General features: G+C 71.8%; 14 protein-coding genes. 2 read left to right on the forward strand and 12 right to left on the reverse strand.

What is annotated here, in order from left to right; translation table 11 throughout:
* Nucleotides 1-5: 5 nt before the first annotated feature.
* A complete protein-coding gene (locus ACQPZA_RS25825; RefSeq protein WP_433274564.1) occupies nt 6-1,076 on the reverse strand; it encodes a 2,3-butanediol dehydrogenase in 1,071 nt (356 codons plus the stop codon).
* 200 nt (nt 1,077-1,276) lie between these two features.
* Between ACQPZA_RS25825 and ACQPZA_RS25830 the strand changes: the two genes are divergently transcribed.
* On the forward strand, nt 1,277-1,897 hold the full coding sequence (locus ACQPZA_RS25830) for an antibiotic biosynthesis monooxygenase (protein ID WP_169399635.1): 621 nt from the start codon (nt 1,277-1,279) through the stop codon (nt 1,895-1,897).
* Between the two features lie 58 nt (nt 1,898-1,955).
* On the opposite strand, the gene ACQPZA_RS25835 is transcribed toward ACQPZA_RS25830, so the two are convergent.
* The 6 genes from ACQPZA_RS25835 to ACQPZA_RS25860 form a co-directional block, all read right to left on the reverse strand.
* Nucleotides 1,956-3,149, reverse strand: coding sequence for an aminotransferase class V-fold PLP-dependent enzyme (locus ACQPZA_RS25835; protein WP_433274566.1), 1,194 nt, complete (start codon nt 3,147-3,149; stop codon nt 1,956-1,958).
* Between the two features lie 306 nt (nt 3,150-3,455).
* Nucleotides 3,456-4,508, reverse strand: a complete 1,053-nt coding sequence (gene rutA / locus ACQPZA_RS25840) for a pyrimidine utilization protein A (protein ID WP_433274568.1) — start codon at nt 4,506-4,508, stop codon at nt 3,456-3,458.
* Nucleotides 4,509-4,538: 30 nt separating this feature from the next.
* Nucleotides 4,539-5,942, reverse strand: a complete 1,404-nt coding sequence (locus ACQPZA_RS25845) for an amidase (RefSeq protein WP_433274570.1) — start codon at nt 5,940-5,942, stop codon at nt 4,539-4,541.
* Nucleotides 5,942-6,142 carry a hypothetical protein gene (locus ACQPZA_RS25850; protein WP_433274572.1) on the reverse strand — a complete coding sequence of 67 codons (201 nt, stop codon included), beginning with the start codon at nt 6,140-6,142 and terminating at the stop codon, nt 5,942-5,944. Before ACQPZA_RS25850 ends, ACQPZA_RS25845 begins: the two co-directional genes overlap by 1 nt.
* A 330-nt stretch (nt 6,143-6,472) precedes the next feature.
* Entirely contained in the window at nt 6,473-7,165 is a 693-nt protein-coding gene (locus tag ACQPZA_RS25855; protein WP_433274574.1) for a response regulator, read from the reverse strand.
* Complete coding sequence (locus ACQPZA_RS25860) at nt 7,162-8,322, reverse strand: sensor histidine kinase (protein ID WP_433282991.1); 1,161 nt, start codon at nt 8,320-8,322, stop codon at nt 7,162-7,164. Before ACQPZA_RS25860 ends, ACQPZA_RS25855 begins: the two co-directional genes overlap by 4 nt.
* Before the next feature lie 124 nt (nt 8,323-8,446).
* Between ACQPZA_RS25860 and ACQPZA_RS25865 the strand changes: the two genes are divergently transcribed.
* Nucleotides 8,447-9,508 carry a DUF418 domain-containing protein gene (locus ACQPZA_RS25865; RefSeq protein ID WP_433274576.1) on the forward strand — a complete coding sequence of 354 codons (1,062 nt, stop codon included), beginning with the start codon at nt 8,447-8,449 and terminating at the stop codon, nt 9,506-9,508.
* Between the two features lie 39 nt (nt 9,509-9,547).
* Here the strand turns inward: ACQPZA_RS25865 and ACQPZA_RS25870 are convergent, their stop codons facing one another.
* The 5 genes from ACQPZA_RS25870 to ACQPZA_RS25890 form a co-directional block, all read right to left on the reverse strand.
* Entirely contained in the window at nt 9,548-10,546 is a 999-nt protein-coding gene (locus tag ACQPZA_RS25870) for an LLM class flavin-dependent oxidoreductase (RefSeq protein WP_433274578.1), read from the reverse strand.
* Between the two features lie 211 nt (nt 10,547-10,757).
* A complete protein-coding gene (locus tag ACQPZA_RS25875) occupies nt 10,758-11,624 on the reverse strand; it encodes an alpha/beta fold hydrolase (RefSeq protein ID WP_433274580.1) in 867 nt (288 codons plus the stop codon).
* A 159-nt stretch (nt 11,625-11,783) separates the two neighbouring features.
* Nucleotides 11,784-12,506, reverse strand: a complete 723-nt coding sequence (locus ACQPZA_RS25880) for an acetate uptake transporter (protein ID WP_433274582.1) — start codon at nt 12,504-12,506, stop codon at nt 11,784-11,786.
* A 463-nt stretch (nt 12,507-12,969) separates the two neighbouring features.
* Nucleotides 12,970-13,623: a nitroreductase gene (locus tag ACQPZA_RS25885; protein WP_433274584.1), complete on the reverse strand. Its 654-nt coding sequence runs from the start codon at nt 13,621-13,623 to the stop codon at nt 12,970-12,972.
* 199 nt (nt 13,624-13,822) lie between these two features.
* Nucleotides 13,823-14,254 carry a cupin domain-containing protein gene (locus ACQPZA_RS25890; protein ID WP_433274586.1) on the reverse strand — a complete coding sequence of 144 codons (432 nt, stop codon included), beginning with the start codon at nt 14,252-14,254 and terminating at the stop codon, nt 13,823-13,825.
* Nucleotides 14,255-14,341 lie beyond the last annotated feature (87 nt).

Consider the following 14,341-nt stretch of genomic DNA (forward strand, 5'->3'; position numbering starts at 1 on the left):
CGAGGTCAGGACAGCAGTGCCGTCGGCGAGACGAGGATCTTCACGTTCTCCTCCTTGTTGTCGATCAGCTGCCGGAAGCCGCCGCTGACCAGGTCGTCGAGCCCGATCCGGCCGGTGATGAACTGCTCGGCGTCGACCTTCCCGTCGCGGAGCAGGGCGATGACGTCGGGATGGTCACCGCAGTAGGCCAGCGAGCCGATGAGCGTCACCTCGCTCATCACCAGGTCGTTCACCGCGACCCGCGGCTCGTGGCCCCAGATCGCGACGTTCACGACCGTCCCGCCCGGCCGGACGGACCCGATCGCCGACGCGAGCACGGCGTCGATCCCGGCGCACTCGAACGCGACGTCCACACCCGCTCCGCCGGTGACGTCGCGGATGGCCGTCGCCGGGTCGTCGGTGGCCGGGTCGACGACGACGTCCGCGCCCGCACCCGTCGCCTTCGCCTTACGGGCGGCCGCGGGCTCGACGACGATCACCGTGGCCGCCCCTGCCGCCCGCAGCGCCGCGGTCGTGACCAGCCCGATCGGCCCGGCGCCGAACACCGCGGCGGTGCCACCCTCCCGCAGGCCGGAGAGCCGCACGGCGTGGTAGCCGACGGCGAGCGGCTCGACCAGCGCGCCGATGTCCGTCGGCAGGTCACCGAGCGGGTGGATCCAGCGGGAGTCGACGACGCACCGCTCGGCGAAGCCGCCCTGGTCCCCGCTCAGCCCGACGAAGCCCAGGCTGCGGCAGATGTTGTAGCGCCCGGCCGCGCAGGCCGCGCACGTCCCGCACACCCAGTACGGCTCTACCGCCACCCGATCTCCCTCGGAGACGCCCGTGACGCCGGACCCCACCGCCGAGACCACGCCGGCGAACTCGTGCCCGATGACGACCGGCATCTCCACGCCGGTGATCGGGTGCGGTGAACCCTTGCCCGGGATGAAGATCGGGCCTTCGAGGAACTCGTGGAGATCGGTGCCGCAGATGCCGCACCAGTCGACCGACACCTCCACCTGGCCGTCCCGGACCTGCGGGTCCGGCACGTCGTCGATGCGGATGTCGCCGGGACCGTGGAACCGTGCAGCGCGCACGTGACCTCCTCGGAGTGCTGCGGCAAGCGGTGCGTCCGAGTCAAGCCGCCGCGGTGGCGCGGAGCAACCGTTGCAACGGGGTTGCAGGTCGATCTTCGCCGGTGGCGGCACAGGCATTGCCACACCAGGACCGCGCGAGAAGGGTGTTCGGCGACCGGCGGCGCCGCCGGGGCGCCACCCCGATCGGAAGGGGGTGGATCGTGTACGCACGCTCCACCACAGTCCACGCACATCCCGAGTCGATCGACGCGGGGGTCGCGCACATCCGCGACGAGGTCATGCCGATGTGTCTGGAGACCGAAGGGTGCATCGGCCTGTCCATGCTGGTCGACCGCATGTCGGGTCGCTGCATCATCACGACCGCGTGGCAGGACGAGGCGGCCATGCGCGCCAGCGAGGACCGGCTGCGGCCCGTCCGCGAACACGCCGCCGAGATCCTCGGCGGCAGGCCGCAGGTCGACGAGTGGGAGATCGCCGTCCTGCACCGGGACCACAGCTCGGCGCCGGGTGCGTGCGTGCGCGCCACCTGGCTGCGGACGGACCTCCCGGGCACCAACCGCGTCGTCGAGATCTACCGGATGGGGCTGCTGCCCGAGATCCAGGAGTTCGACGGGTTCTGCAGCGCCAGCCTGATGGTCGACCGCACCTCCGGATACGCCGTCTCCTCGGTGACCTTCGACAGCCGTGACGCCATGGTGCGCAACCGCGACGCAGCCGTCGCGTTGCGGGAGCGGGCCTCCAGCGAAACCGGCTCCGAGGTCGTGGAGGTCGGCGAGTTCGAACTGGCGCTCGCGCACCTGCGGGTGCCGGAGATGGCCTGACCGGCACCGCGACGACGGGAGCGCCCGGAAGCTGGCGGGCGCTCCCCCGTGCCGGGGCTCAGCCGAGCGCGCCCGATGCGGGCAGCGCGGCCACGAGCCGGTTGAGCTCGTCCTCGGTGTTGTAGTAGTGCACCGAGGCGCGGACCAGCTCCGTCAGCCCCCGGCGGGGCATGTCCAGCTGGGCCGACCTGGCCCGGGAGACGGTGGTGCGCACCCCGCGCTCGCGCAGCACCTGCTGCACCTTCTCGCACGGGACGCCCTCGACGGTGAAGGTGACGATGCCGCAGCGCCGGGCGCCCTGGTCGTGGACCCGGACCCCGTCCATCGCCCCCAGCCGTTCGCGCAGCGTCTCGGCCAGCGCCGTGACGCGGGCCTCGATCGCCTCCAGCCCCCACTCCAGTGCGTAGTCGACGGCCACGCCCAACCCGATCCTGGCGGCGACGTCGCTCTCCCAGTTCTCGAAGCGTCGCGCGTCGGGCCGCACCTCGTAGCGGTCCGGAGCCGTCAGCGTGGCGGCGTGCAGGTCCAGGAACGGCGGGTCCAGGCGCTCGAGCAGCGCGCGGCGGACGTACAGGAAGCCCGTCCCGCGGGGCCCGCGCAGGAACTTGCGGCCGGTGGCCGACAGCAGGTCACACCCGATCCGCTCGACGTCCACATCCAGCTGGCCCACGGACTGGCAGGCGTCGAGCAGGAACGGCACACCCGCGGCGCGGGCGACGGCGCCGACCTCCTCGGCGGGGTTGACCAGCCCGCCGTGCGTCGGGACGTGCGTCATCGCGATGAGCCCGACGCGCCCCCCGCCGTCCTGCAGGCGGCGGCACAGGTCGGCCACCGACAGCTGCCCGTGCTCGTCGTCGTCGACGACCTCCACCATCGCCCCGGTGCGCGCGGCGACCTGCAGGAAGGCGATGACGTTGCTGCCGTACTCCGCGCGGGCGGTCAGGATCCGGTCGCCGGGCCGCAACGGCAGGGCGTAGAAGGCCATGTCCCAGGCGCGCGTGGCGTTCTCGACCAGCGCGACCTCGTCCTGCGCGCAGCCGAGGAGCCTGGCCACGGCCGCATACGTGCCGTCGATCCGGTCGGCCGCGACGGCGGCCGCCTCGTACCCACCCACCTCCGCCTCCCGGCGCAGGTGGTCGACCACCGCCTCCGTCACCTGCCGCGGCGGCAGCGCCGCCCCCGCGTTGTCGAGATGCGCCACGCCGTGTGCACCAGGGGTGTCGCGCCGGGCCCGCTCGATGTCGAAGTCCACGTGATCAGAGGCTACTGCTCCGACCGGGATGGTTCATCGGGTTGCTGCCCTTGCCTCCAGGTCTGGGCGGTTGGGGAGACGAGCCCGAGGGGGTAGCTGCTAGGGAGAGTCTTCGGAGATCCCCCGGCCCAGCCGACGGTTCACGGCATCGGCCAGCCGGACTCCGAACAACGCACCGCCGGTACCAGCCAGCGCCGCGGCTACGAACCCCATCACCTGAATCAACACGTCCAGCGTATTCCTCTTCGTCGTTCCCACTATTGCGGGAATGTCCTGATTTTGTCGAACCATCCGTATCCGGTGCGACTAGCCCAGCAGCGGCATCACCCGCGTACCAAAATCGTGGACGCCCTTCTCGAAATCGTCAAACGTGAGCATCATCCCCTTGACGCCGGGCATGTCAGCCAGTAGGTCGACCTGGCGGGCCACCGACTCGTAGCTCCCGACGAGGGTGGCCATGTTGATGTTGACCGCCCCCTCGGGGAGGCTGATCGTCCGCGCCGTGCCCGAACCGTCGGCGGCGACGTCCTTCCCGCCCTCGTCGGTCATGTAGGCGATCGCCTCGACGTCGGCGCCCTCGTGGTACGAGGCCCATTTGGCGTGGGCCTCCTCGTCGGTCTCCGCCATGATCGCCATGAACAGCGGCAGCGAGCCGACGTCCCGGCCGGTCTTCTCCGCGGCCTGTGCCAGCCGCCCCGACGGCGCCCGGTAGACCTCCGGGTCGTTGACGCCGGGGCTGAGGATGAAGTTGAAGTCGCCGTACTCGGCGCAGAACCGCATGCCGCGCTCCGACTGCCCAGCGCACACGATCTCGACCGGACCCGATGGCCGCGGCGAGAGCACGCAGTCGTCCATCTGGAAGTACTTTCCGTCGAGGTCGCAGCGACCCTTCTCCCACAGGTCGCGGAGCACCTGCACGTACTCCGAGGAGTAGTCGTAGCGGTAGGAGAAGTAGTCGTCGCCGGGCCAGAGGCCCATCTGCTCGTACTCGCCCTTGGCCCAGCCGGAGACGATGTTGACGCCGAAGCGGCCGGGGGCGATCGAGTCGATGGTGGACGCCATCCGGGCCACCAGCGCAGGCGGCAACGTGAGCACCGCCGTCGAGGCATAGAGCTTGATCCGCTCGGTGACGGCGGCGAGCCCGGCCATCAGCGTGAAGGACTCGAGGTTGTGGTCCCAGAACTCGGTCTTCCCGCCGAAGCCGCGCAGCTTGATCATCGAGAGCGCGAACGCGAACCCCTGGGTCTCGGCCTCCTGCACCACGCGTTTGTTCAGGTCGAACGAGGGCATGTACTGCGGAGAGTTCTCGGAGATCAGCCAGCCGTTGTTGCCGATGGGGATGAAGACACCGAAGTCCATCTCTGTCCTTTCACGAAGTGGGACGCTTGCTCACGTCAGTTCGGCGACAATTGCGGGCAACCGGAGATGGTGATCCGTGCGCGCCTGGAACAGCCGGGCCGCCCGCAACGCCACGGCCTCGTGGTGCGGCGGCGCGATGAGCTGCGCCGAGACCGGGCACCCGTCGGGGGCGAAACCGGTGGGGAGCGCCAGCCCCGGCACGCCGGTCAGGTTGGCCAGCATCGTGGAGCGCGACTGGGCCGCGTAGAGCGGGAACTCCACCCCGTCGACGACGACGGTGCAGTCCGGCAGCCGGGGTGCGGTGCCCGGACAGGTCGGGACGACGACGAGGTCGGCCGTCGCGAACACCGCGTCGAGCTCGCGTTGCAGTTCGACGCGGAACTGCAGCGCCCGCAGGTAGTCCACGGCCGGGGTGGCGATGCCCTGCCCGATCCGGCGCACCGTGACGGGGTCGTACTCCCCCCACCGGCCGGCGTCGCGGCGGTGCAGGGCGGCGGCCTCGGCGAACACGATCCGGTAGCCGGCCGGGAGCGCTTCGGCGGCCGACGGGATCTCGCCGGGCACCACCTCCGCGCCCGCATCGACGAGGGTGGTCACCAGCGCGTCGATCCCGGCGCGCACGGCGGCGTCGCACAGTTCGGTGAAGTACCCGCCGGGGACGGCGATGCGCAGGCCGGCGAGGTCGGCGGGCTCGTCCGGCGGCGTGAACGCGGGGAGCGGCGCGGTGCGCGGGTCGCGCGGATCGGGTCCGCGCAGCACGTCGAAGACCAGGCCGACGTCACGGGCGCTGCGGGCCAGCGGCCCCACCGTCTCGACGGTGAAGGACAGCGGGAACACCCCCGTGCGGGGCACCGCGCCCATGGTCGGCTTGAGCCCCGTGAGCCCGCACCAGGCCGAGGGCAGGCGCACCGAACCACCGACGTCCGTGCCCAGCCCGAACGGGACGACGCGCGCCGCGACCGCCGCCGCCGTGCCCGTGGATGAGCCGCCCGTCCAGCGCTCGGTGTCCCACGGGTTGCGGCAGGCGCCGAACCGCGGCGGGTGCGGGCCACCGACGGCGAACTCGGTGGTGGTGTCCTTCGTAACCGGGATCGCGCCCGCCGCCACCAGCCGGCGCACCACCACCGCAGACTCGGCCGCCGGGTGCTCGCCGTACACGAGCGAGCCTGCCGTGGTCGGCACCCAGGCCACGTCGATCACGTCCTTGACCGCGAACGGGACGCCCTCCAGCGGACGCGCGGTGCCGTCCGACCAGCGCCGCTGCGACTCCTCGGCCGCCACGACCGCCTGCTCCGCCAGCACCAGGACCGTGCAGTTGAGCCGTGTGTGCGCCTGCTCCGCCCGCTTCAGCGCCCCGGTCACGACCTCGACGGGCGAGACATCTCCGGCGCGGTAGGCCGCCAGCAACCCGGTGGCGTCGAGCTCAGCGGTCATCACCGCCCCTCCCAGGCCCGCAGCCACTGGTCCCCGAGCACGGGATCCAGGCCCGCGGCGGCCGGGGAGCGCTCCTGCAGCCGCTGGGCCGCGGCCTCGTCGGCCACGACGGCGGCATGCACGGCGGCCGCCTGCTCCTCGTCGAGCCGGTAGCCGAGCCGCGCGGCCCGCGCGGCGAACTCCTCGGCGCCGGTCACCACGTGGAGCCCGCGTATTCGCGGCCGTCCGCCTCCGAGAGAATTGTCGTGCCGATTCTGTGAAAATCAGGGTCCGGGGAGCGGGGTATCCGCCGATCGGGTCGTCCAGCCATCGCTTCTCCCTCGCGTCCGACCCGATGCTAAAAGTCTCGGCGTTTCCGCGGCAAGCGGCGCCCGCCACAGGATTCGACGGCCCTATGGGAAGTTTTCAAGAAAGTAACAATGGTCAGCGGAATCCCGACAGAATGGAACAGTCGGCACCGGTGCTCCCTGGCCGGAGCACCGTCGGCGCCGCACCGGTTACCTGATGTTCACGGGGTGCCGACCGGGGCGCTACCGCCGACGGCGCGGGTTGCGGGAGGCCGGCCCGGCGTCGAGATGGACGATGTGGTTCTCCCAGGCCCAGGCCGCTATCCCGACCCGGTTGCGCACCCCGAGCTTGGCCTGGATTCCCGACAGGTGGCTCTTGACCGTGCTCAACGAGATGAACAGTTCGGCGGCGATCTCCTGGTTGGTACGGCCTCCGGCCACCGCACGAACGACCTCGATCTCCCGGTCCGACAACGCCTGAACCGGCCTGCCCGTCGGATTCACGCCGGCACCCATCAAGCGGCGGAGCAGCCGCACGGTGATCGACGGCGAGACCAGTGCGTCCCCGGCATCCGCCGCCCGGACGGCCTCGACGAGCAGGGCGGGACCGGCGTCCTTCAGGACGAAGCCGACCGCCCCGCCCCGCAGCGCGCGGTACACGTAGTCGTCGAGGTCGAAGGTGGTGACCACGACCACCCGCAGCGGGTCGGCGACGCCGGGGCCCGCCAGAGCGCGTGTGACCTCGATGCCGTCGAGGCGGGGCATTCTGATGTCGACGAGGCAGACGTCCGGACGGAGCCGGCGGGCGAGAGCCACCGCCTCGGCACCGTCCGCTGCCTCCCCGACAACGGTGATGTCGGGCTGGTCCTCGAGTATGAGCCGCAAACCGCTCCGTACCAGCGCCTGGTCGTCCGCCAGCAGCACCGTGATGGTCATCGGCGCACCCGCGCGGGGACCGGCAGGGTGGCACGCACGGCCCAGCCGGCGCCGGGTCGCGGACCGGCACACAACGTGCCACCGAGGGCCTCGACGCGTTCGCGCATCCCGATCAGGCCGTAGCCGCCGTGGTGGCGGTGCGACGCAGTCGGCCCGTCGTCGGTCACGGCGACGGTGACGCCCTGGTGATCCTCATCGACGTCGACCGTGACCGAACGGGCCTCGGGCGCGTGGCGTGCGATGTTGGTGAGCGACTCCTGCACCACCCGGTAGACGGTGCCGGCCACCTCGGGTGGCCACGCCGTCCGGCCGTCGGGCACGCGCAGGCGCACCGCCGGACCCTGTTGTTCGAAACGTTCGACCAGGACACTGAGCTGTTCCGGTTCCGACGTGGTCGGGTCCGCGTCCTCCGCGTCGCGCAGGAGCCCGACGACGCGACGCATCGCGGTCAGGCCATCGGATCCGGCGGCCTCGATACCCGCCAGTGCCGTCTGCACGTCGGCCAGCGGACCGTCGAGGTACCCAGGCTGCCTGCGAGTGACGAGTTGGGCGGCTTGGGCCTGCAGGATGATGCCGGTGAGGTGGTGGGCCGCCACGTCGTGGAGTTCCCTGGCCAGTCTCATCCGCTCGTCGCGGCGCACCGAATCGGCGACGGCCCGGCGGCGCGCGTCGAGCAGCCGCAGACCCAGCCCGACCGCCAGTGCTGCGGTCCAGCCCGCGCCGTTCAGCGCTGTCACCCCCGCTACCCCGGAGGTGGGCGGCGGGTCGGCGAGCCAGGTGCCGGCGACCACCGCGAACCCCCCGGCCGCGATCGCGGCGGCAGGCAGTGCCGGAAGGGCCCTGATCGACGACCCGACCAGCACGGACAGACCCAGGGCAACGGCGGGCCCGGGCTCGGACGGTAGCTCGGCGGCCCGGGCGACGATGATGGCGACGGCGGCGACCGCCAGGCCCGCGACCGTCCCCCACGTCCGCAGCCGCCTGCGCACCAGGGCGATCGCGCACACCACGACGCCGGCCAGGCAGCCGGACAACCAGTAGCCCCCGCCCCAGCTCGCCGCGACGGCGGCGGCCTGGACGACGAGCGCCGCGGCGACGACCACGCCGAGCCCGACGTCGGCCACGGCCCGAAGCGTCCCGGGCAGCCGGTCCCCCATGGTCACGCCGCTCAGCCTAGAGAGCGTGACGCGGGCCCCGAACCGGTCGAAAGTACGGTCGCCACCGCCACGAACCGTCCTTTGCACGGGTGTCGGCACCGACCGCGATGTCGAGGCTGAGCCGATGCCTCATGACGCTCCCCACCGCACGCCGGACTCTTCTCGACGGCAGGCCGACCCCGACCAGCCCCTCGTCCCCGGTCGAGCGCGCATCGCCGCGCTCGACGTGATCCGCGGGTTCGCGCTGTGCGGGATCGTGCTGGTCAACGTCAGACCGATCGCCGCCATGGGCGGCTTCCTGCCGCCGGCACCGGCCGGCGCGGACGACGGGTTCGCCTGGCTGGGGCTGCTCACCGAGCTGCGCTTCTTCCCGATCTTCGCGCTGCTCTTCGGCATCGGGTTCCAGTTGCTGCTGCGCTCGGCGTCGAACCGCGCCGCGCGGCCGCGGCTGCTCCTGCTGCGCCGGCTGCTGGCCCTGCTCGTGGTGGGTCTGGCGCACCACGTGCTGCTGTGGCAGGGCGACATCCTGACCGTCTACGCCGTCGTCGGCCTGGTGGTGCTGCTGCCGTCGACCTGGCTACCGCGGTGGGCGGTGGCCGGGCTCGCCGCGCTGCTCATCGCGGCAGCGGTGATCGCCGCCGGTGGCCAGGTCTCGCTGGTGCCCGGGCTGTTCCTGCTGGGATCGGCGCTGGTCCGGTACGGGGTGGTCGACCGGCTGGAGCTCTCCACCCGGGTACCGGCCGTGGTGGGCCTGGTCCTCGCGGCGGGGGCGGCGCCCGCCGTGTGGTGGCAGACCCGGCAGCTCGGCGACATGGGCGGTGCGGACTTCAACCGCGCGATGACCCTGGCCGGGGTGCTGATCGCGGGTGTCTACATCTGTGCCCTCCTGATCGTGCTGAGGACACCGCTCCGACCGGCGCTGCAGGCGGTGTTCGCGCCGCTGGGCCGGATGGCGCTCACCAACTACCTGGCCGCCACGGTCCTCGTGCTGGCAGCCGCCCATCTTCTCGGTGGGCCACCGGACACCTGGTCACGCGCGACGGTGTTGGCGATCACCGGCGCCGTCCTCACCGCCGAGTGGCTGTTCTCCACGCTGTGGCTGCGCCGGTACCAGCAGGGTCCGCTCGAATGGCTGTGGCGCTGGGCGACGTGGGCTCGCCGCCCAGCACTGCGCCGCATCGGCTGACCGCCGCAACCTGGCGACGGCCGAACGGGGACCGGCGGCTCAGGCGTCCGCGCCCAGCATCGCGTCGGCCGTGAGCTCCGCCGAGCGGACGCGCTCCGCGATGCCCTGGGAGTGGTGCGCGACGATCAGCTCGTCGGCCTGCGTCGAGTCGGCGAACTCCTCGAGGAACTCGCGCACCTGCGTGGCCGTACCGACGGCCGTGTACTTCATCATGTCGGCGATCTGACGGCCGTTGGGCGTGGTCAGGAAGGCGTCGATCTCGGCGTCGGTGTAGTTCGGGGTGCCCGGACCGCGCGAGATCATCCCCCGGACCCGCGCCCGGCGCACCGTCACGAACTGCTTCTGCGCGTCCTCCGCGTCGTCGGCGGCGATCACGTTCGCGCCCACCATGACGTAGGGCGCGGACAGCTGCTCCGATGGCGTGAAGTCCTGGCGGTAGGTCGCGATCGCCGCGTGCAGCGCCTCGGGCGCGAAATGCGAGGCGAACGCGTACGGCAGGCCCAGCGCCGCGGCCAGCTGAGCACCGAACAGCGACGACCCGAGGATGTACAAGGGCACGTTCGTTCCCGCCCCGGGCACCGCCTGCACCCCGGGGACGCGGGACTTGCCCTGCAGGTACCCCTGCAGCTCCAGGACGTCCTGGGGGAAGCGGTCGGACGACGAGGCGTCGCGACGCATCGCGTGCATGGTCACCTGGTCGCTCCCCGGAGCGCGGCCCAGCCCCAGGTCGATGCGACCGGGGAAGAGCGTCTCGAGGGTGCCGAACTGCTCGGCGATCGTCAGCGGCGCGTGGTTGGGCAGCATGACGCCGCCGGCGCCGAGCCGGATCGTGGAGGTGTGCGCGGCCACGTAGCCGATCAGGACGCTCGTGGCCGACGAGGCGATCGTCGCCATGTTGTGGTGCTCGGCGTACCAGACGCGGCGGTAGCCGAGCCGCTCCGCGGCCCGGGCCAGCTGCACACTCCCCTCGAAGCTCTCCCGTGCCGTCTGTCCAGGGGCGACGGGTGCGAGGTCGAGGATGGAGAGCGTCACGGGCATGTGCGGGCCTTCGGTTCGTCGGGGATCCAGCGGGTGCCGGCTGAAGCACCCACCGTCGTCAACCCGGCAAGAGCCGGGTTCGTTCCCCGCACCCCGCCCCGGCTCCACCCCCCGCGAGTCGCCCGTTCCGAACCCGCGAGTCGCCCGTTCCCGACCCGCGAGTCGCCCGCTCCCGACCCGCGAGTCGCCCGCTCCCCGCGCGCGAGTCGCCTCAGCCGAGGCGTTCGAGAACCCCAGCGGCGAACTTCTCCGGCGCCTCCAGCGGGGTGAAGTGCCCGACCCCGTCCAGCGGGCGGACCTCCACGTCGGCGAACCAGTCCGTGACCCGGTCGGACCATGCCCGCGGGAACAGCGGGTCGTGCTCCTGCCACAGCACCGTCGTGGGTACCGCGATCCGGTCGGCAGGGGCCGGCGGCTGCTCCTGCGCCGACATCGCCACCGCGCCCGACCCCGCGCGGTACCAGTTGATCGAGGCCACGAACGCACCGGGACGGCCGTAGACCTCGGCGAGCCGGTCGAGCTCGGCCCCGTCCGGGACGTAGTCCGGGCCCGACCAGTGCGTCCAGAAGTGCGCCAGGTACGCCCGCACCGCGTCCTGCGAGCCGGCTACCAGCTGCTCGGCCAGCGGCAGCTGGTGAAAGGCCTGGTACCAGAACTCACGCTGCGCCGACGGGGTCAGCACCCGATCGCCGGCACCGGGCAGCGGCGGCGACAGGACCAGCGCACGCACCAGATCGGGCCGCGCCCGCGCCGCCGCCTGCGCGACCCGGGACCCCACGTCGTAGCCGGCCAGCACCACCGGCCCGGCACCGAGCGACTCGACCAACGCGAGCACGCTGCGGGCCTGCGCATCGGCCCCGTACGCGGCCGGCTCGGCCGCGGGGTCCGTCTCGGACGCGCCGAACCCCCGCAGATCCGGGACGACGACCCGGCACCGGCCCGCCAGCAGAGCCACCACGTCCCGGAAGTCGTGCCGGTCCCCCGGCCAGCCGTGCAGGAGCACGACCGTTCCCGCGCCCTCGCCGGGATGATCGTCGTAGGCCAGCCGGAACCCGTCCATGGCATCGGTGAGCAGCATGCGGCCATGGTAGGAGCCGGCCGGGCCGCAACCTGCGGCCGACATCGCCGCTGACCTGCTCCATCGCGTACGAGCCCACGGAGATGTGCCGCCGCCGCGCACGTCGGGCACGTGCGCGGCGGCGACTCCGGACGGTCGGGCCAGGGGTCCCGTCCGGTATTACCCTGCGACCGTCACTCCGGGAACGAGCACGTTCCGCTGGACGGTGCCGGGAAGCCGGGCTGTGCGACGCTTGCCGATCGGGAGGACGACTCGCTTCGCGGTGGCCTCGAGCATCATCGCGGCGGCGAGATAGCAGGCCAGCGCGGCGGAGACGAGCAGCACGTAGGCGCCGATCGTCTGCACGACCGGCACATCACGCAGCAACGCGATGGCCAGCAGCGTGGAGCCGGTGGCCAGCGTGCCCAGTGCCGCGGTGAGCGCGATGTTCTCGGCAGCCGCGGCGACCGCACCCAGCCACGTGATCGCGGCCAGGACGACGAACCACACACCGAAGGCGACGGCGGCGGCAGAGCTCGTGGCCGGCGCCACACCCAGCGCGATGAGCAGGGTGTAGAGGCCGTACCCGATCCAGAACAGCCCCCACATGCTGTGCAGCGCGGTAGCGACCGCGTCCTGGGCTCGATAGGCCCACATGCCGGCGAGGAGCTGTGCGATACCGCCGGCGGCCAGGGCGAACGGGAAGAGGATCAGTGGGGCCTCCGCGTTCCCGTACCAGCCCGCCAGGCTGGCGGCGACCATGAAGGTGGAGGCGGCGAAGCCGAACAGCCCGAGAATGGACGGCGCCGCGACCGGCAGCAGCGCGATCGTGGTGCGGTCGCGCCAGAACCTGTACTCGGGGGTCGCGAACCACACGGAGAGCCCGCTGATATCGGCACTCACTCTTCCTCCAGATGTTGCGCTTGCTCGCCCTTGCGGGGCCAAGAAATCGCGTCGACGCGACGTGATCCTTCATTGCCCGGGTTCGAGCCAGGAATCGCAGAGATCATTGGAGCCGGCCCGCGTCACGGTTCGTTGCCAACGTGACGCGAGCCGTGAGACCAGACTGACCCTCGACCGAGCGGAAGTCGTCACGGCCTGCGGTCATCTTCGCTACCTGCTGGCCGGAACCCCGAGATGCCCGCTACCACTGACGGCGGTGGCGTCGAGTGCGCGAGCATGGGCCGGGCTCACCACATCGGAGCGCGCCGCCGGGCAAACGGATGCCCGTGTCTCACCTGGACGACGTAATATCGATGTTGCTGTATGACCGATTTATACCTCGACAGTACACCTCGTGGGCATTTTTCTGCCTCGTCGGCGCACCGGAAGCTCGAGCGCCGCCACGGCACGCGACCAGCGACCCTCACTCATCGAGGAAGACGACGTTCTGGTCGATGGGATTGCGGCTGGTGCGCACCGAGTTCCCCGGAAAGTCGGGGTCGGAGTAGCCGATGGCGAGGCCACACAGGATCCGCATCTCGGTCGGGATGTGCAGCTGCGACCGCACGATCTCGGGATATCCCGCGATCGACACCTGGACGCACGTCCCGAGGCCCCGGGCGGTCAGTGCGAGAAGCAGCGTCTGCAGGAACATTCCGATGCCCACGCTGTCCACGTGGTCCAGGTCCCGGTGCATGCAGACGATCCCGGCCAGCGGCGCGCGGAAGAACTCCCAGTTGCGCAGCACCGCGATCCGCCGGGCCTCGGTGTCGTGGCGCCCGATGCCCATCGCCCCGTAGATCACCGCACCGAGATCACGTCGCAGGTGCGCGAAGCCGGGCGGCAGCACGGGCACCACCGGCGGCCTGACCTGGGCTTCCTCAAGCAGCGCCTCGACCAGACGGTCACGCGCCGGACCCGACGCGAAGACGACGTGCCAGGGCTGGATGTTGGAGTTCGACGGTGCGCGGACCGCGAGCGCAAGAGCGTCCTCCACGACCTCGCGCGGTACGGGCTTGTCCCGGAGGAACAACCTCGTCGAGTGGCGCTCCTGGACGACTTCACAGAGATCGGCCACAACCGGAACCTCCTCTCCCCGTGGCGAGTGCCGCGAACGACGAGGATCGTCGTGCCGGCGGCGTTGCGCTGAGTGCGGCGGCGCCACACCACCGGTGGGCTGCTGGTGGACGGGCGCGGGCCGGCCGGTTCGGTGCCGCAGCCGTCAGTGCGACGGTCCGCCGTCGCCCGCCCGTACCCGTGCCCGGTCCACCGCCGGATCAGGGACGAGGGGCGCGGCGGGACTTGCGTTCCTCGAGCTCCTCGGCGCTCACCGGGATCAGCATCGGCTGGTCGGGGACGCCGAACATGGTGACCACGAACCGGCTCCGGGCATCGGCGAGGTTGTTGCCGTCCTGGTAGTGGATCACGTCCCCACCCGGCTCCCAGAAGGTCTCACCGGCACGCACGACGCGCTCCGGCTCACCCTCCAGCTCGAAGATCATCTCCCCCTCGACGACGTAACCGAAGGCCGGGCCGGTGTGCCGGTGCGGCGGCGAGCCGGCGCTGCCCGGAGGCAGAGTGACGTGGATGGTCATCGCCTCGGAGGACTCGGGCATCGGTGGGGTCGGCACCGAGCCGATGAGCTCCACCCGCGGCGGAGGTGTCGTCGCGTTCGGGTTCTCGATGTGGTGCGAGTGGTCGACGGACATGGGTGCTCCCAACTTCTCGTGCAGTGACCTCGAGTCACTGCCACCAGCTAGGACAGGACGACGGCGCCGTCTGTGACAGCCGGCCGC

Source organism: Pseudonocardia xinjiangensis, from assembly GCF_050948425.1.
Taxonomy (GTDB): Bacteria; Actinomycetota; Actinomycetes; order Mycobacteriales; family Pseudonocardiaceae; genus Pseudonocardia; species Pseudonocardia xinjiangensis.